The organism is Paenibacillus sp. RU5M, from assembly GCF_900221055.1.
GTDB classification, from domain to species: Bacteria; Bacillota; Bacilli; order Paenibacillales; family Paenibacillaceae; genus Paenibacillus; species Paenibacillus marchantiae.
The window spans coordinates 436,795-451,593 of the sequence record NZ_OBQM01000003.1 but is presented as its reverse complement, the minus strand read 5'-3'; the positions used below and the strand labels follow the sequence as shown (position 1 = coordinate 451,593).

Below are 14,799 nucleotides of genomic sequence, written 5' to 3'. Positions count from 1 at the left end.
CTTATTTCAATTCAGGAGGCCACTAACTATGGGTAAAATTGTATGTTTTCCATCCTTGTCGACAAAGCAGCAACAACGTATTCTGGATGCAGCACCAGGTTATACACTTACGGTTGGCAAAGCCAAAGAGATTGACACATCGGAGTTAAAAGAAGCCGAAATTATCTTAGGCTGGTCTCCTCTGGTAACTGAACATGCACTTGAAGAAAACAGCCCATTGAAATGGGTTCAGGTCTGGTCCGCAGGTGTGGACAACCTTCCTTTCTCAGATTTGGAACAAAAAAGTATATTGGTAACCAGTGCTAATGGCGTACACGCCATTCCCATTACCGAAATTATTCTGGGCATGATGTTGTCCCACAGCCGCTGGCTCAGACAAGCAATGCTGCACCAGCAGCAGGCAGAGTGGAAATCCCCAGGCAAACCACTTCCTGAACTGCATGGCAAAACAGCGGTTATCGTCGGTGTGGGAGAGATTGGATCAGAAACTGCGCGCATTCTCAAAGCACTGGGCATGAACGTCATTGGGGTTCGGCGCTCCGGAAAAGACGTTCCAAATGTAGACCAAATGTACAATATGTCCGGCCTACATGAAGCACTGGGGCAAGGCGATTACGTTATCAATATTTTGCCACTCACAGATGAAACCCATCATATCTATAATCAGACTGCATTTGAGCATTTCAAATCCGGTTCCTGTTTCGTCAACGTGGGACGTGGCCCAAGCGTGAATACGGAAGCTCTGCTGGGTGCACTGGACAGTAGACAGGTTGCCTTTGCTGCACTTGACGTATTCGAGGAGGAGCCGCTCCCTGCCGACCATCCACTATGGGGTAAGGATAACGTCTTGATTACGCCGCACATTGCAGGCAGTACAGAGCAATACACCGAACGGGCACTTGATATTTTTGTTCAAAATTTGGAAGCATATATTGCCGGAAAAACTCTCCCGCTCAATCTGGTGAATTATAGTCATAAATACTAAAAATGCTTCCTGTTCCTATGTGAAATTGTACAAATCCATGTAAGGAAGTTTCCCTACAAAAATCAAAAACCTCCATATCGGAAAATGGATTTTTTCCGGTTTAGAGGTTTTTTCTGTTATTTTCAGCGCAGTCGTTCTAAGTGCATAGCCAAATGTGACGTATAAACGTGCCTTTGCTCACCGTTCGATACTGATCAATGTTCCATCCAGCATCCAGAATGTGCCCCTCCACCCATTCGGTGGAAACAATCACTGCCCGTCCTGCAAGTCTCTTCAAACTGGTCAACATAGCAAGTTGTTCCTCATCCGGAAGAATAGAACAGAGATTATATGGCATGTCCAGAATGGCTGCATCGTAGAAACCTTCCAGATCATTCATATCCCCGAGGGTAATTCTGGCTGCATCATAACCATAATGAGGAAGATTAATGCGCGCACCCTGTACCGCCAAAGGGTTCAAATCATTTCCTTTGGCCTCAATTCCCATCGACAATGCCTCAATTACAACGGTTCCCATTCCGCAGCACGGATCGAGCAACCGATGTCCCTCCACTTGCGGGATAGCAATATTGACTAACGCTCTGGCTAACGTAACACCAAGGCCTGTGGAGTAATTTTGCGGCTTCTGATGATGGGTTTGCCACGAGCGATCGGCTTCTGTCCATTGACCGAAGAGCCATTTTCCATTCACATGCATTAGTCCAAAAGTCACGTCAGGCTGTTTCATCATGGCTTTGCCTTGAATGCACATGCCCAGCTCTTTTTCCAGCAGACGGGAATGCGCATAATCCGGCATGTCATCGCCCTCTTTCAAGCAAACAACCTTGAACGTTTCAACAGATGACAGATCGATTTGTGAAGCGACAGGCTTCAGATCTGCCACTGTATCCGCTTCGGCCATCACATCCAGTCTACCCCGGACAAACGGACTTCTACCTGGTGGAATGCAAATATTGGAGCGAACATAGGCGTGATCGCCTGAATCCATATCTGTGCCAGGAACGAGCATCGTTCCCAACTCCAATTCACATAGGGCACGTTCATTCTCATGGCAAGCGAAGGTATATACGTAACTTCCGACAACTGAATCTTTGCTGTTTGTAGAGCTCAATATGGTAGCCGTCCTTCATGTTTCTTCTATTAAAAGAAGAGGTTTTATATTTTTAATTTTTCAATGGAAGAAAGCAGATCTTCGGACAGATCCTTCAAGGTTTGAATATTGCCGCTAATCGTTTCCATTGAACTCACCTGTTCTTCGGCCGACGCTGACACTTCCTCTACACTTGCCGCGGATTCCTCGGACACTGCCGAGATTTGTTGACTGAAATCATTCATGCGCCCGCTCGCTTCCTGCATGCCTTCCAGTCCATCTGTCATTGTACCAATGACCTGGACCATACCCTCTACCGATTCACTAATGGTACGGAACAGATTGCCGGAATTACGTACTTGCTGCTGTCCGCGCTCTGTTTCCAGTACACCTGTTCGCAATTCCTCAACAACACCCTGAGAATCCTTCTGAATATCCTCCGTGATGACGGTAATCTCTTCTACAGAAGTCTGAACGGCTTCGGACAACTTCCTCACTTCTGCTGCAACAACTGCAAATCCGCGTCCACTCTCTCCTGCACGGGCAGCTTCGATGGAAGCATTCAATGCAAGCAGGTTGGTCTGACGCGCAATGTCATGAATGACTTGAACCAACTGCGATATATCTTCGTTTTTGCGGTCCAGCTGTTCCATCTTGTTCATGGAAGACGAAACTGCACCAGCAATCTGCTGCATCTGGTTCACGGATTGCTCCATGGACTCGCGACCAGTCAGTCCTTGTTTCAGAATGAGATCTGACATCAGTCGAAGCTGGTTTCCCTGATCGGAATGTTGCTGAATATGTGCGTTCAATCCCTCGACGGTGCGGGCGGATTCAACAGCCGTTTCCGCCTGACTCTCTGCCGCTTTTGCCGACTCTTCCATCGTTATGGCAATTTGGCGACTGCCGATCTTAACCTCTTCAGAGGAAATGGCCAATTCGCTGCTTTGGCGGTTGACGGCTTCAGCGATGCGTCTGACATTCAATACCATCGAGGTCAGATTACCTTTCATGTCATTCACGGCTTTGGCAAGTACACCAACTTCGTCTTCATGTTTGGTATGTATGTCCTGGACATTTAATTGACCTTCCGCAATCAATTTCACGGCACTGATCACCCGAAGCAGGGGTTTAACGACTTGGGAGCGAATGATCGGGATCGCAATCGCCGTAATGATAATCATCACGAGAACACCAATGACGATAATGATTCGGCCATCCTGGACGGATCTGATCGTCTGAGCCGCAGAGAGATCGGACTGCTCCTGATTGTAATCCACCAGATAGTCCAGATGGACTTGCATGGCATCGAAGGAGGCGGCCCCTTTTTCGGATACTTCCTTAGCCAGTTTTTCCTGACCTTCATCACTCAGCTTGATGGATTGCGTGTTAATTTTGAGGTAAGCTTCCCACTTTGTCTTTAACGCTTCCCAATGTTCTGTTTCTTCAGCCGTCTTTTCCTGCTGATCATATATTTTAATAGCCTGAGACGTTTCGCGAATGTATTTGGTGCGCTCTTCAGCGAGGTCCGCTTTGGCCCCTGCCTGTGCATCAAAGTGACGATAGCTCAATGACAAAATATGTTCTGTTGTGTAATTCAATCGGTTAATCTGCTGGATGGAGGGCATCCAATTATTGGTGATCATATTCGTGTTTTTTTCCATCGAGTTCATTTGTGTAACAATCGTGACACTAAGAAGAATTAAACAGAGGATTAATAGATAGAACGCGATGCTGATACGCAGACCGATACTCTTGATCCTGAATCTGCTAAACATGTGATTTCCCCCTTGTGCCCATCTTCGGCCACTTCCGTATTTTAGGTGCTTTTGTCGTTGTTTTACCCTTCTTTTGGCATCTTGCAAAATACTCTTTTCTATATTATATCTATAGGAAAAGAGACGTAAAGTATTATAACATTCTTTTGTTTTAGTCATGCTTTATTTTGTAAAATCTTGTGATTATTTCACATCATCTGTTGAACGGAATCGAATGATGTAAAATCAAAACTAAAATGAAGCAAAAAAGAGCTGCAGCATACGGCAAATATCCGATCTGCAGCTCTTACGATTTGACTCCATGCAGATGGCGGGTATGGAACCCACCATTCTTAGTATCATAACGGCTAACCGCCGCCCTCTTATGCGTTCGCCAGTAGCTTGTAAGAGGCCAACCTTCGCTCGTAATCCGGCCCAGCTGTCACCACAAGTAGCCGATCCGTATCCAGCCTTTGGCACACCTGATGCAACTGATTCCAGACCTGTGTGGGTGTACCGGCATAATGCCGTTGTACTTCATTCTCATTGGCATCGGTCCCGTCGTTGGTATTGGTACTTATGTTGATGTTGCCAAACTGCGTTGGAATCTCTTTCCCAACGGCTCTGCGTTTCTCCGCCATTTCGCGGCTACAGGACAAAGCTTCTTCCTGCGTTTCCGCACACAGCACACTTACAGCAACCATAACCTCCGGCTCTTTCCTAATGGCGCTGGGGATAAAGCCCTCCCGATAACGCCGCACAGCCTCCGTACCATCCGCATCACTCATGAATTGTCCGAATACATACCCCATACCAAAGCGAGCGGCAAACTCAGCACTCTTCACGTTGGTACCCAACATCCATAAGGATAATGGAAGCTCCGGAATCGGACGGGCCGTCACCGGATGTTCCTCATAAGTGTAACGATCTTCCAGCAGTTCGGTCAGTGCTGCGAGCGACTCAGGCAACTTGGACACATGCTGCAAGTAATTGCCACTCAAGGCCATCGTTGCATGGGGACCGCCCCCAGGAGCACGTCCCAAGCCTAACTCAACACGCCCCGGGTAGAGCGCCGCCAACAGTCGGAACGACTCCGCTACCTTAAGCGGGCTATAATGTGGTAACAGTACGGCACCGGACCCAAGCTGGATCGTGTTCGTTCGCGCGCCAATATGGGCAAGCAGCACTTCCGGTGATGCTGATGCAAGTTCGTCCATGTCATGGTGCTCAGACGTCCAGTACCTTGAATAGCCCCATGCTTCAGCATGCTGCGCAAGTGTAACGGATTGTTGCAGCGCCTGTTCTGCTGTGGCGCCGTTCAACCTTGGAACAAGGTCAAGTACGCCCAGATTGTATTTTCCACTGATGTTCGCACCCAAGCGTCTCATCTCCCTTCGTATCGCTTATCTCTAATCCAGATCGTAGATGGAACCAACCTTGAGACCGTAAAGTTCATTGTATATTTTCTCGGCAAAAGCATCCGTCATACCGGCAATATAATCAATCACCATATGCTCCCAAGTCCAGATCGGATTCGCCTTCGCCTGATCCTTCTCATAGCGTTGCAGCCAATCGGATGGAATAATGGATTTAGACGTTTCCGGGTCAAGGAAAGCATCCCACAGACGCTTGATCATCCATTCACTGCGCTTTTGCAACCTCTGCACACGAAGGTCACGAATCATGGTCACCCAGGCAAAGCTCTTAAGCACACTCACCGTGCGCAGCATATCGAGATCCTCGGCTCCTTCACGGACAAACGTCACCTTTTTCCAGTCTCCGTTATCAATAACCCCCAGGCTAGCAACAAAAAGGCTGACCCAGTAGGCCTTGACCTCACGGCGGGTACGTGAGTAATCATGCTCGCAGAAAGGCATCTTTTCATTCCAGATGCGCAGGAACGAAGCGAGGACTTCTTCGACTTTTTTCCCAATCGCTTCCCTTGTCCATCCGTTCCAGAACAGATCCTCCAGTGTGGTAATCTTATCCACAATCAATCGATTGATATGTGGATCTTGCAGGAAATGCTCGTGTACTTCGATTTTACCTGCCTTAATGCCATCTTCCAGATCATGTGCGGAATACGCAATATCGTCGCAGAGGTCCATCAGCTGCGCTTCAAGTGTCTTTTTGCCAGCAGGAATGTTCCAACGATCGCGAATTTCGCGGATATACTGCCATTCATGATGATACATGCCTTTCTTGCTCTCCGTACCAGGATACGGGTACTTATTGATGCCCAGCAGCACCGCATCCGACAGGTTTAACCCATCGATATCTTCCCGTTTTTCCAAATACATAATGAGACGGAAGTTATGCGCATTACCTTCAAAGTGCTCATACTTCCGCTTGAGCTCTGCACGAATTTCCGATTCCGGTTGAGGTGATTTGGCCCCGCGATTTTTCTTCATGATTTTCTTGACCTCTGTGTTGATGAGATCATCGAGGATGCCATCCAGCACTTCTTCCCCTTTATGCCCAAAAGGCGGGTGACCGAAGTCATGCGCAATCGCGGCACACTCCACCACTTCCGAATCAATAATCAGTCCGGGGCTGTCCGCCTGGTTCAACTCCACCTCCGGGTAGCGACGCAGCAAGCTTCTTGCTGCTTCTCGCGCAATCTGCGCCACCTCCAGGGAGTGGGTCAATCGTGTGCGATAATAATCGCCCGTTCCTGCGCCAAACACCTGCGATTTGCCTTGCAGCCGACGAAAAGTCGGTGAATGTATCAGTCTGGAATAGTCGCGCTCATAGGCTGCACGAGCCCCGTCCAGTTTCGTTAGTTCAGGGTATTGTCTATGTTCTCTCAGATCGTTCCATTGCATGTTGATCACTCCTAGCCGACTGTCTCTATTTTGAGTGATTATACACATATTCTGCAGTTTCGAAAAGCAAAACCTGTCTGCGATTGTCATCTCTTCTCACATCAACTTGTGATGCACAGTCGTCTTCTCTTATTATACCCTGCCAGACTATCATCCGTGCACCTAAATGATAATGATATAAAATGAAATCACAATTTACATCACATCAACCCGCAGACAGAAAAACCAAATAAGTACTCGCTGTGCGTAGTAGCCGTTCCGGTTACGGATCGTTTCTCCGATCGCTGTTGTCCCCAGGTTTTCTGAATTCCCTTTTTAAAGGGGAAAACCCGGAGACAAAGGCGAACGCTGCGCTTCTTCAAAAATCGATTCCGTCCCCTTCACTACTTTCGGCTGTTTCTTATTAACAAATCCCAATGACATGTAAGATTCTTATAACGAGACTTTATTATCAATGATTACAATGCATATATCATCCGAATTTTCATTCATCACTTCAATAATAGTCTGTCTTCCCCATCCCCTCCCCGGTATGGGTAAGGAGGTAAAAACAAAAAAACCGACAGGACGGAAATGCCCTGTCGGGTGGAAATGATAGTACAGCGATGTTAGACCATAACTTTGCAGATATCGTTGGTGAACTCTACCGGGTCTTGAATTGGCAGTCCTTCGATCAGCAATGCTTGATGATACAGCAAGCTTGTGTAAAGGCTTAGTTTTTCTTTATCCTGTGCGAATGCGTCTTTGAGGGATTTGAAGACATCGTGATTTACGTTGATCTCCAGCACTTTATCTGCCTGTACATTTTCGCTGTTCGGCATGGCTTTCAGGATTTTCTCCATCTCAATCGTCAGCTCACCTTCAGTGGACAAACATACCGGGTGGCTTCTCAGGCGTTTGGAAGCTTTAACAGCTTTTACTTTGCCGCCGAGCTGTGCTTGCATTGCTTCGAACAACTCTTTGTTGTCGTTGTCCTGTGCGTCCGTCTCTTCTTTATCTGCACTGTCCTCGATGCCCAGGTCACCGCTGGAGATGGATTTGAATTCTTTCTCTTTGTAGTTCGTAATCATCTTGATTGCAAACTCATCAATGTCGTCGGTGAAGTACAATACTTCGTAACCTTTATCGAGTACACCCTCGATTTGTGGCAACTTCTCAATCCGTTCAATGGATTCACCCGATGCGTAGTAGATATACTTCTGATCTTCCGGCATTCTGGAAACATACTCGTCCAGGCTCACCAGCTTCTTCTCTTTGGAAGAAGAGAACAAGAGCAGATCCTGCAGGGTATCCTTGTTCACGCCATAGTCGCTGTATACGCCATACTTCAGCTGACGGCCAAACGCTTGATAGAACTTCTCGTAATTCTCACGCTCGTCCTTGAGCAAGCTTTGCAGTTGGCTCTTGATCTTGTTCTTGATGTTCTTCGCGATCAGACTGAGCTGACGGTCATGTTGCAGCATTTCACGGGAGATGTTCAGTGACAGATCCTCGGAATCGACCATACCTTTTACAAATCCAAAGTAATCTGGCAGCAAATCACCGCATTTGTCCATGATCAATACACCGTTAGAGTACAGTTCAAGCCCTTTTTCATACTCTTTCGTATAATAATCAAATGGTGTGTTCTCCGGGATAAACAGGATTGCATTATATACCAATGCGCCATCCGCGCTGATGTGCAGATGTTTGAGCGGTTTGTCAAAACCGTAGCGTTTTTCCATATAGAAGTTGTTGTAGTCTTCTTCGGTCAGTTCGCTTTTATTTTTACGCCAGATCGGCACCATGCTGTTCACGGTTTGCTCTTCTTTGTACTCTTCGAATTCGTTCTCTGTACCCTCTTTTGCACGCTGACCAGTCACATCCATCTTGATCGGGTAGCGAATGAAGTCGGAGTATTTCTTGATGATGGATCTCAGGCGGTACTCTTCCAAAAATTCGTCATACGAATCTTCTTCGGTATTTTGTTTGATCGTCAGGACGATTTCCGTACCCACGGAATCTTTCTCGGCTGGAGAAATCGTGTATCCGTCTGCACCCTCGGATTCCCACTTCCATGCTTCGTCACTGCCCAGCGTTTTACTGGTTACAGTCAGCTTGTCCGCCACCATAAATGCGGAGTAGAAACCAACCCCGAATTGTCCGATGATGTTGTGGCCGTCTTTGGCTTCATTCTCTTTCTTGAACGCCAGCGAGCCACTCTTCGCGATAACTCCCAGATTGTTCTCCAGCTCTTCCTGGGTCATCCCGATTCCTGTATCAGTGAGCGTAAGCGTACGGTTCTCTTTGTCGATGGTGAGCTTGATGTAGTAGTCCTCTTTGTTGAAAACGAGTGTATCGTCAGTCAGTGCTTTGTAATATATTTTGTCAATGGCGTCACTGGAGTTGGAGATCAGTTCTCTCAAAAAGATTTCTCTTTGGGTGTAAATGGAGTTGATCATCATATCCAGCAAGCGTTTGGATTCAGCCTGGAATTCTTTTTTAGCCATGAATGGGTGTCTCCTTTCAAATTGGGGATAGAATGATTGGGTTGAATATAGAAAGTAAACCTTTGAATACTCCTATGCAGAATATTACGTTACTAGAAAAGCCTTCAATTGCTTTGATTACTAGATTATTTTGATTCACTCAATCGTTCATTTAAAATAAGTGCATGATTTTCTGCGATCTAGCCGTTCCGGTTACGAATCGTTTTTCGGATCGCTGTTATCCCCGAATTTCTTTGATTCCCTTTTTGAAAAGGGAGAAATTCAGTGATAGCGTATGCTTCCGTAGCAGCTTTCCTTCAGAAAGCTTTTAGGCGAACGCTTCGCTTCCTCCAAATCGATTTCGTCCCCTCCACTACTTTTGCATCTAATCAGGAACTGATTTTTAGGATTGAGATCATCAATGAAGTGATATCTGTTATTAAACGTGGAGCGCCGCTTCTTCAGGTTTATTGTGTCTCCTTAGCTTCGCATGTCCTATTCAAGGTTAACTTAATCCATATTCAAAAATACAATCATTCCATATGTAGTTGTATAGTAAAAACATCATTTGTTAGCACTCCAGTCTTTAGAGTGCTAAACCCTTCCTTTTATATAACATATGGGAAAATTGGGTGTCAATACGAAAGCGGTTATTTTAACAAAATCATCGAATAACACTTCAAATTTTGCACATCTCTAACCATTTTAGCGCAATACATCATGCAACACAAAAGCCGCCTCGAACCACAGTTCGAACCGGCTTGGAGATAGATTGTAATGTAGGAATAGTAGCTATTATCACATCATTCCCATTTAATGTATTTCGAACGGGCATCCACCTTGCTGTGTAGCAACTAGTGCGCTGGTTGACTGTCTTGGGTGGGTGACAGTAGAAATTCACACGCTATCGAACCTTGCAACGTTAATTGGTCCCTTTAGAATGATTTCATTATCTAACGAATCGTAGAGACGCTATTTCTCACCTTTAGCCGAACCTTTGAGACTTTTCTCAGGTTTTTCGCAACATAGCGTGTTTGAAAGTTGTTAGACTGGGAAATGGGCATTAAATCGTAGAATAAACCTTCCTAGGTTCGTTAGATTTGGAAAAGAAGTTAGCGTTTACAGCTACAAGTTACACTTACGGTTAGCGTTGGCGTTCAAGCAGCGTTACAGCAAAAGTTAGAGCTAGAGCTAGAGCTACAGAGATAGAGAGAGGGTTACGGTTGGAGATGCAATCTTCTACTTTTTGGCCATCTTTGGATCAAGGGTGTCGCGCAGGCCGTCCCCGAGCAAGTTGAAACCGAGCACGGTGAACATGATGGAAAGTCCGGGGAAAATGAGCGTCCACGGCGCTTTTTGCAGAAACTGGCGGGAATCCGACAGCATTTTGCCCCATTCCGGGTCAGGTGGTTGCGCCCCCATGCCGAGGAATCCAAGTGCAGCCGCTTCAATAATTGCTGTTCCAATCCCCAGTGTGCCTTGAACGATGAGCGGGGTGAGACTGTTGGGCAAGATGTGCCGGAACAGAATTCGCATATTGCTAGCCCCCAGCGTACGCGCTGACGTAATGAATTCCTCCTGTCTCAAGCTAAGTACCCTTGAACGCACCAGCCGTCCGTAGGTCGGGATGTTCACGATCGCTATCGCGAGCAGTGCATTTTGCAAAGACGGGCCAAGAATCGCCACAATGGCAATTGCCAGCAGGATAGCAGGGAAAGCAAGCAAGATGTCAAACAAACGTGAGATGAGCATGTCTGCCCATTTTCCATAATATCCAGCAATCAGACCGAGCAATGCGCCCGCAAAAATAGAGCCAATAACAGAGAAGAAACCAACCCACAATGAAATGCGCGCTCCGTGCAGCACTCTGGAGAAAACGTCACGCCCGAGATCATCGGTACCGAACCAATGCTCTGCCGAAGGGGCTTGCAATCGATCTGTGAGTACCTGCTCTTTGTAATCATACGGGGCAATATACGGGGCAGCAAAGGCCAACAGGATAAAAAAAACGATAATGATCAAGCCTGCCAGCGCAAGCCTATTTTTCCGAAACGTTCTCCAAGCTTCCCGCCATGGACCTGATGCAGGTGCCGACGCGGCGTCAATGGATGCTCCGGTATTGGTCGATAATTTGGCCATGCGGCGTCTCCCTTCTTGGATATGAATGAAATACAAGATCAACGAGTTCTATTACACTCAAGCACTACGATTGCAGCACCATCTTCCGATCGCTGTTATCCCCAGATTTTATTGATCCACCTATTTAAAGGTGAAAATCCGGTGATAAATGGGCAGCCTATTCTTCCAATGTAGCTTTCTTTCAGAAAGCTTTTAGCTTCGCTTCTACAGATTGGTTCTGCACTCTTCGTGTCGTGGTGATGAATTTCCTACTTATAACTAATACGCGGATCGAATACGGCGTACAGCAAGTCCACAATCAGGTTGATCACAACGAAGAAGAATGCCACGATCAGAATGCCGCTTTGGATCACCGGATAGTCCCGTGAACTAATCGCTTCATATATATAGCGCCCAACACCAGGCCAAGCAAAGATCGTTTCGGTCAGCACGGCTCCACCCAGCAAAGATCCGGTCTGTATGCCGATGACGGTGAGCACGGGAATAAACGCATTTTTCAACGCATGTCCATATATGACAAAAAACGGGCCGAGTCCCTTCGCCTTCGCGGTTCGGATATAATCCGAACTCATCACTTCGAGCATGCTGGAACGCGTCATCCGGGCAATAACGGCCATCGGAATTGTGCCGAGCGCGATACTTGGCAGCAGCAAATGTTTCGTTACCGTCCACAACTGATCCCAGCGTCCGGCAATCATCGTATCCAGCACATACAAACCTGTAATGGCTTCAATGGGATCACGCGCATTCATTCTGCCGATGGATGGCAGCCAGTGCAGTTTGTTCGCAAACAACCACTGCTCCATCAACCCAAGCCAGAAGATCGGCATCGATACACCCACCAATGCAATGACCATGCAGCAGTAATCGAACCACGAGTTATGTTTCCACGCACTGACGATCCCTGCATTCACGCCAATAATGATCGCAAACAGCATACTCGCCATCGTTAATTCAAGGGTCGCTGTCAGATAGGGCACAATTTCCTGGGCAATGGGAACCTTGGTGCGGATGGATGTGCCCAGATCTCCCTTAAACAGGTCGCCCAGATAAGCGAAATATTGTTGAAACCATGGTTTGTCCAGTCCGAGCTGGTCACGCAGAGCTTGCTTGGATTGTTCGGTTGCCTTTTGCCCGAGTATGGTCTCGGCCGGATCACCCGGAATGGCGTGGATAATGGAAAAGACGATCAGGGTCATGCCCAGCAGCACGGGCAGTAACACGAGTACACGTTTGACGATGTAACTGTTCACTCCTCATTCACCTGCCTTTAACGTATAAAAAGCGCTGGCAGACATGCATGCTTTAGATCGTTACATCCTGATGTGGGTTCTGCCAAGCATTGCGTGTACGCCAGCGCTTTGAACTAATGGTTCCTATTTAATACTAAGTTCAGCTCATACATAAGTTATTCAAAGTAGGCATTGGCATAGGATTCCGTGCCCAATGGGGACGGTACAAAATCCTTCAGGTTCGCTTTACCAGCCAAAATAGGAGTGGTGTGCACAAGTGGAATCCATGGAGCATCTTCCTTAATAATCACTTGCGCTTGCTTGTACAGTTCCGCACGTTTGTCCTGATCCGTTTCTTTCTGCGCACTCGTCAGCAACGTATGCAATTCTTCGTTTACGTAGAAGCTGCGGTTGTTGCCCGGGATTGCATCCTTATCCAGCAGCGTGTACAGGAAGTTATCCGGGTCACCGTTATCACCGGTCCAGCCGAGCATGTAAATGTCGTCTTTCTCCCCAGCTTTGGCATCATCCAAGTACGTCGCCCACTCCGGTGATTCGATGTTGACGGTCACTCCGATTTTCTCAAAATCGGCCTGGATCGCTTCGGCAACCTTCTTGCCGTCAGGCATATACGGCCGGGATACTGGCATTGCATAGAATGTTACCGGGTCAGGCAATCCGTCAGGGTAGCCGGCTTCGTCAAGTAATGCTTTTGCTTTTTCCAGATCGTAAGCATAGTCCTCAATACTATCGTTATACCCCCACAGTGTTGGCGGCATCGGGTTCACCGCTGGCTGCGCTTGTCCCGCAAAGAAAGCATCAATAATGCCCTGTTTGTTTACCGCGTGGTTGAGCGCTTGTCTTACTTTCACGTTATCAAACGGTTTTTTCTTAAAATTGAAACCAATGTAGGCCACGTTAAATGGTGGACGCTCAATTTTTTGCAGTTCGCTATTTCCCTCAAGAATGGACAGATCATCCGGGTTCAGATCCTCCATGATATCAATCTCGCCGTTTTGCAGCGCATTGAAGCGAGCCGTGTTATCTGGAATGGAGCGCACAATCACTTTGTTCAGCTTCGGCAGTCCCTCTTTCCAATAATTCGGATTCTTCTCCAGGGTGATGGAGTCGTTCCGCTTCCACTCTTTGAATACAAATGGGCCTGTGCCTACTGGCTCGCTCTTGAAATTTTCCTTTTTCTCCTGTATCGCGGTTGGACTTGCAATGCCAAATGGCGTCATCGCAATGTTTTGCAGGAATGGCGCTTGTGGCTGGTTCAGGGTGAACTCAACCGTTGTCTCGTCAATCGCCTTCACTTCCTTGATCACACGTCCATCTTCCGGACCAAACATGGAATCATAATAGTCGAAGGAATCTCCCTCGAATTTATATTCACTGGCCGGATCACTCCATCGGTTGAAGTTGAACACCACAGCGTCTGCGTTGAAGTCGGTACCATCGTGGAATTTCACGCCGGACTTCAGCTTGAAGTCATACTTGAGTCCATCCGCCGAAATCTCCCAGCTTTCAGCCAGTGCAGGAACAACCTCAGTTCCACCTTCCTTGTAGTCCAGCAATGAGTCGAATACCTGATGTCCAATCTTCAGCGACTCCCCATCCGTAACGATTGCCGGGTCCAGCGCCACAGAATCTCCGCCGCGTCCCATAATCATTGTATCCTGTGCTGCCACTTCTGCTGGAGGCTCGCTACCTTCCGCCGGAACGGGGGAATTGCCTGTACCCTCGTTACTGGCGCTGGAGCAGCCCGATAGAATCAACACTGTGCTCATGGCCATTGCCATGACCCCGGATAACCACTTTTTTCTCATTCGCATACGTACAACACCCTTCCCTGTCTCATAATGTGTGTGATACTGGCGTGAAAAAACTCCAATGATTACAATCGATCGGTTTGGTGCTTTGTATCATATGAAAGGCTTTAGATGCCTTTGATACCTGTCATGTAAATCTGGATAAGTAAAAGCGTATATATGAAATGCAAAACGGGATGTAACCGTACACATTTTGTAAGTTTTTTCGGATGATGTGACGAGTTGTAAATGCCTGTGGTTGTTGCGTAATAATTGAACTTAGGTCAATAAGCAACTGTAGAATGGTACAGACTGTGTGGCGGCCGACAAGGCTGATTTTGAGAGTAAATGTCTGGGGTGGAGTTTGGCTTAGGGTTTGGCTTGGAGTTAAACGTCATGGCTAAAGTGTAATAGGTAAAAATTTAATGGTGGTAAGTAGCTGAAACAGAAAGTTGGTAAACAAAACATTTTAGTGGTTTCTCAAACAGGTTG

Annotated in this window: 9 protein-coding genes; 1 reads left to right on the top strand and 8 read right to left on the bottom strand. The window is 47.1% G+C overall.

What is annotated here, in order from left to right:
• Positions 1-28 precede the first annotated feature (28 nt).
• The gene (locus CRO25_RS12630) at positions 29-985 is read left to right on the top strand and encodes a D-2-hydroxyacid dehydrogenase (protein WP_079695216.1); all 957 of its coding nucleotides are present in this window, start codon (positions 29-31) and stop codon (positions 983-985) included.
• 136 nt (positions 986-1,121) lie between these two features.
• Here the strand turns inward: CRO25_RS12630 and CRO25_RS12625 are convergent, their stop codons facing one another.
• From CRO25_RS12625 to CRO25_RS12585, 8 genes are all read right to left on the bottom strand, one after another.
• Positions 1,122-2,096, bottom strand: coding sequence for a TRM11 family methyltransferase (locus CRO25_RS12625; protein ID WP_256863632.1), 975 nt, complete (start codon positions 2,094-2,096; stop codon positions 1,122-1,124).
• Positions 2,097-2,140: 44 nt separating this feature from the next.
• The gene (locus CRO25_RS12620; RefSeq protein WP_179132158.1) at positions 2,141-3,853 is read right to left on the bottom strand and encodes a methyl-accepting chemotaxis protein; all 1,713 of its coding nucleotides are present in this window, start codon (positions 3,851-3,853) and stop codon (positions 2,141-2,143) included.
• Between the two features lie 362 nt (positions 3,854-4,215).
• Positions 4,216-5,211: an MsnO8 family LLM class oxidoreductase gene (locus tag CRO25_RS12615; RefSeq protein ID WP_256863631.1), complete on the bottom strand. Its 996-nt coding sequence runs from the start codon at positions 5,209-5,211 to the stop codon at positions 4,216-4,218.
• Between the two features lie 30 nt (positions 5,212-5,241).
• Positions 5,242-6,657: a deoxyguanosinetriphosphate triphosphohydrolase family protein gene (locus CRO25_RS12610; RefSeq protein WP_063564524.1), complete on the bottom strand. Its 1,416-nt coding sequence runs from the start codon at positions 6,655-6,657 to the stop codon at positions 5,242-5,244.
• A gap of 608 nt (positions 6,658-7,265) precedes the next feature.
• Positions 7,266-9,146, bottom strand: coding sequence for a molecular chaperone HtpG (gene htpG, locus CRO25_RS12605; protein WP_079695213.1), 1,881 nt, complete (start codon positions 9,144-9,146; stop codon positions 7,266-7,268).
• A gap of 1,218 nt (positions 9,147-10,364) precedes the next feature.
• Positions 10,365-11,264, bottom strand: coding sequence for a nickel transporter permease (nikC, locus tag CRO25_RS12595; protein WP_079695211.1), 900 nt, complete (start codon positions 11,262-11,264; stop codon positions 10,365-10,367).
• 248 nt (positions 11,265-11,512) lie between these two features.
• Entirely contained in the window at positions 11,513-12,517 is a 1,005-nt protein-coding gene (locus tag CRO25_RS12590; RefSeq protein ID WP_079695210.1) for an ABC transporter permease, read from the bottom strand.
• 155 nt (positions 12,518-12,672) lie between these two features.
• Complete coding sequence (locus tag CRO25_RS12585; RefSeq protein WP_372828771.1) at positions 12,673-14,331, bottom strand: ABC transporter substrate-binding protein; 1,659 nt, start codon at positions 14,329-14,331, stop codon at positions 12,673-12,675.
• Positions 14,332-14,799: the final 468 nt, after the last annotated feature.

Coding starts and splice junctions, on each gene's coding strand:
- CRO25_RS12620 (WP_179132158.1), bottom strand. CDS start 3,853: ATGTTTAGCAGATTCAGGATCAAGAGTATCGGTCTGCGTATCAGCATC.
- htpG (WP_079695213.1), bottom strand. CDS start 9,146: ATGGCTAAAAAAGAATTCCAGGCTGAATCCAAACGCTTGCTGGATATG.
- nikC (WP_079695211.1), bottom strand. CDS start 11,264: ATGGCCAAATTATCGACCAATACCGGAGCATCCATTGACGCCGCGTCG.
- CRO25_RS12630 (WP_079695216.1), top strand. CDS start 29: ATGGGTAAAATTGTATGTTTTCCATCCTTGTCGACAAAGCAGCAACAA.
- CRO25_RS12585 (WP_372828771.1), bottom strand. CDS start 14,331: ATGCGAATGAGAAAAAAGTGGTTATCCGGGGTCATGGCAATGGCCATG.
- CRO25_RS12610 (WP_063564524.1), bottom strand. CDS start 6,657: ATGCAATGGAACGATCTGAGAGAACATAGACAATACCCTGAACTAACG.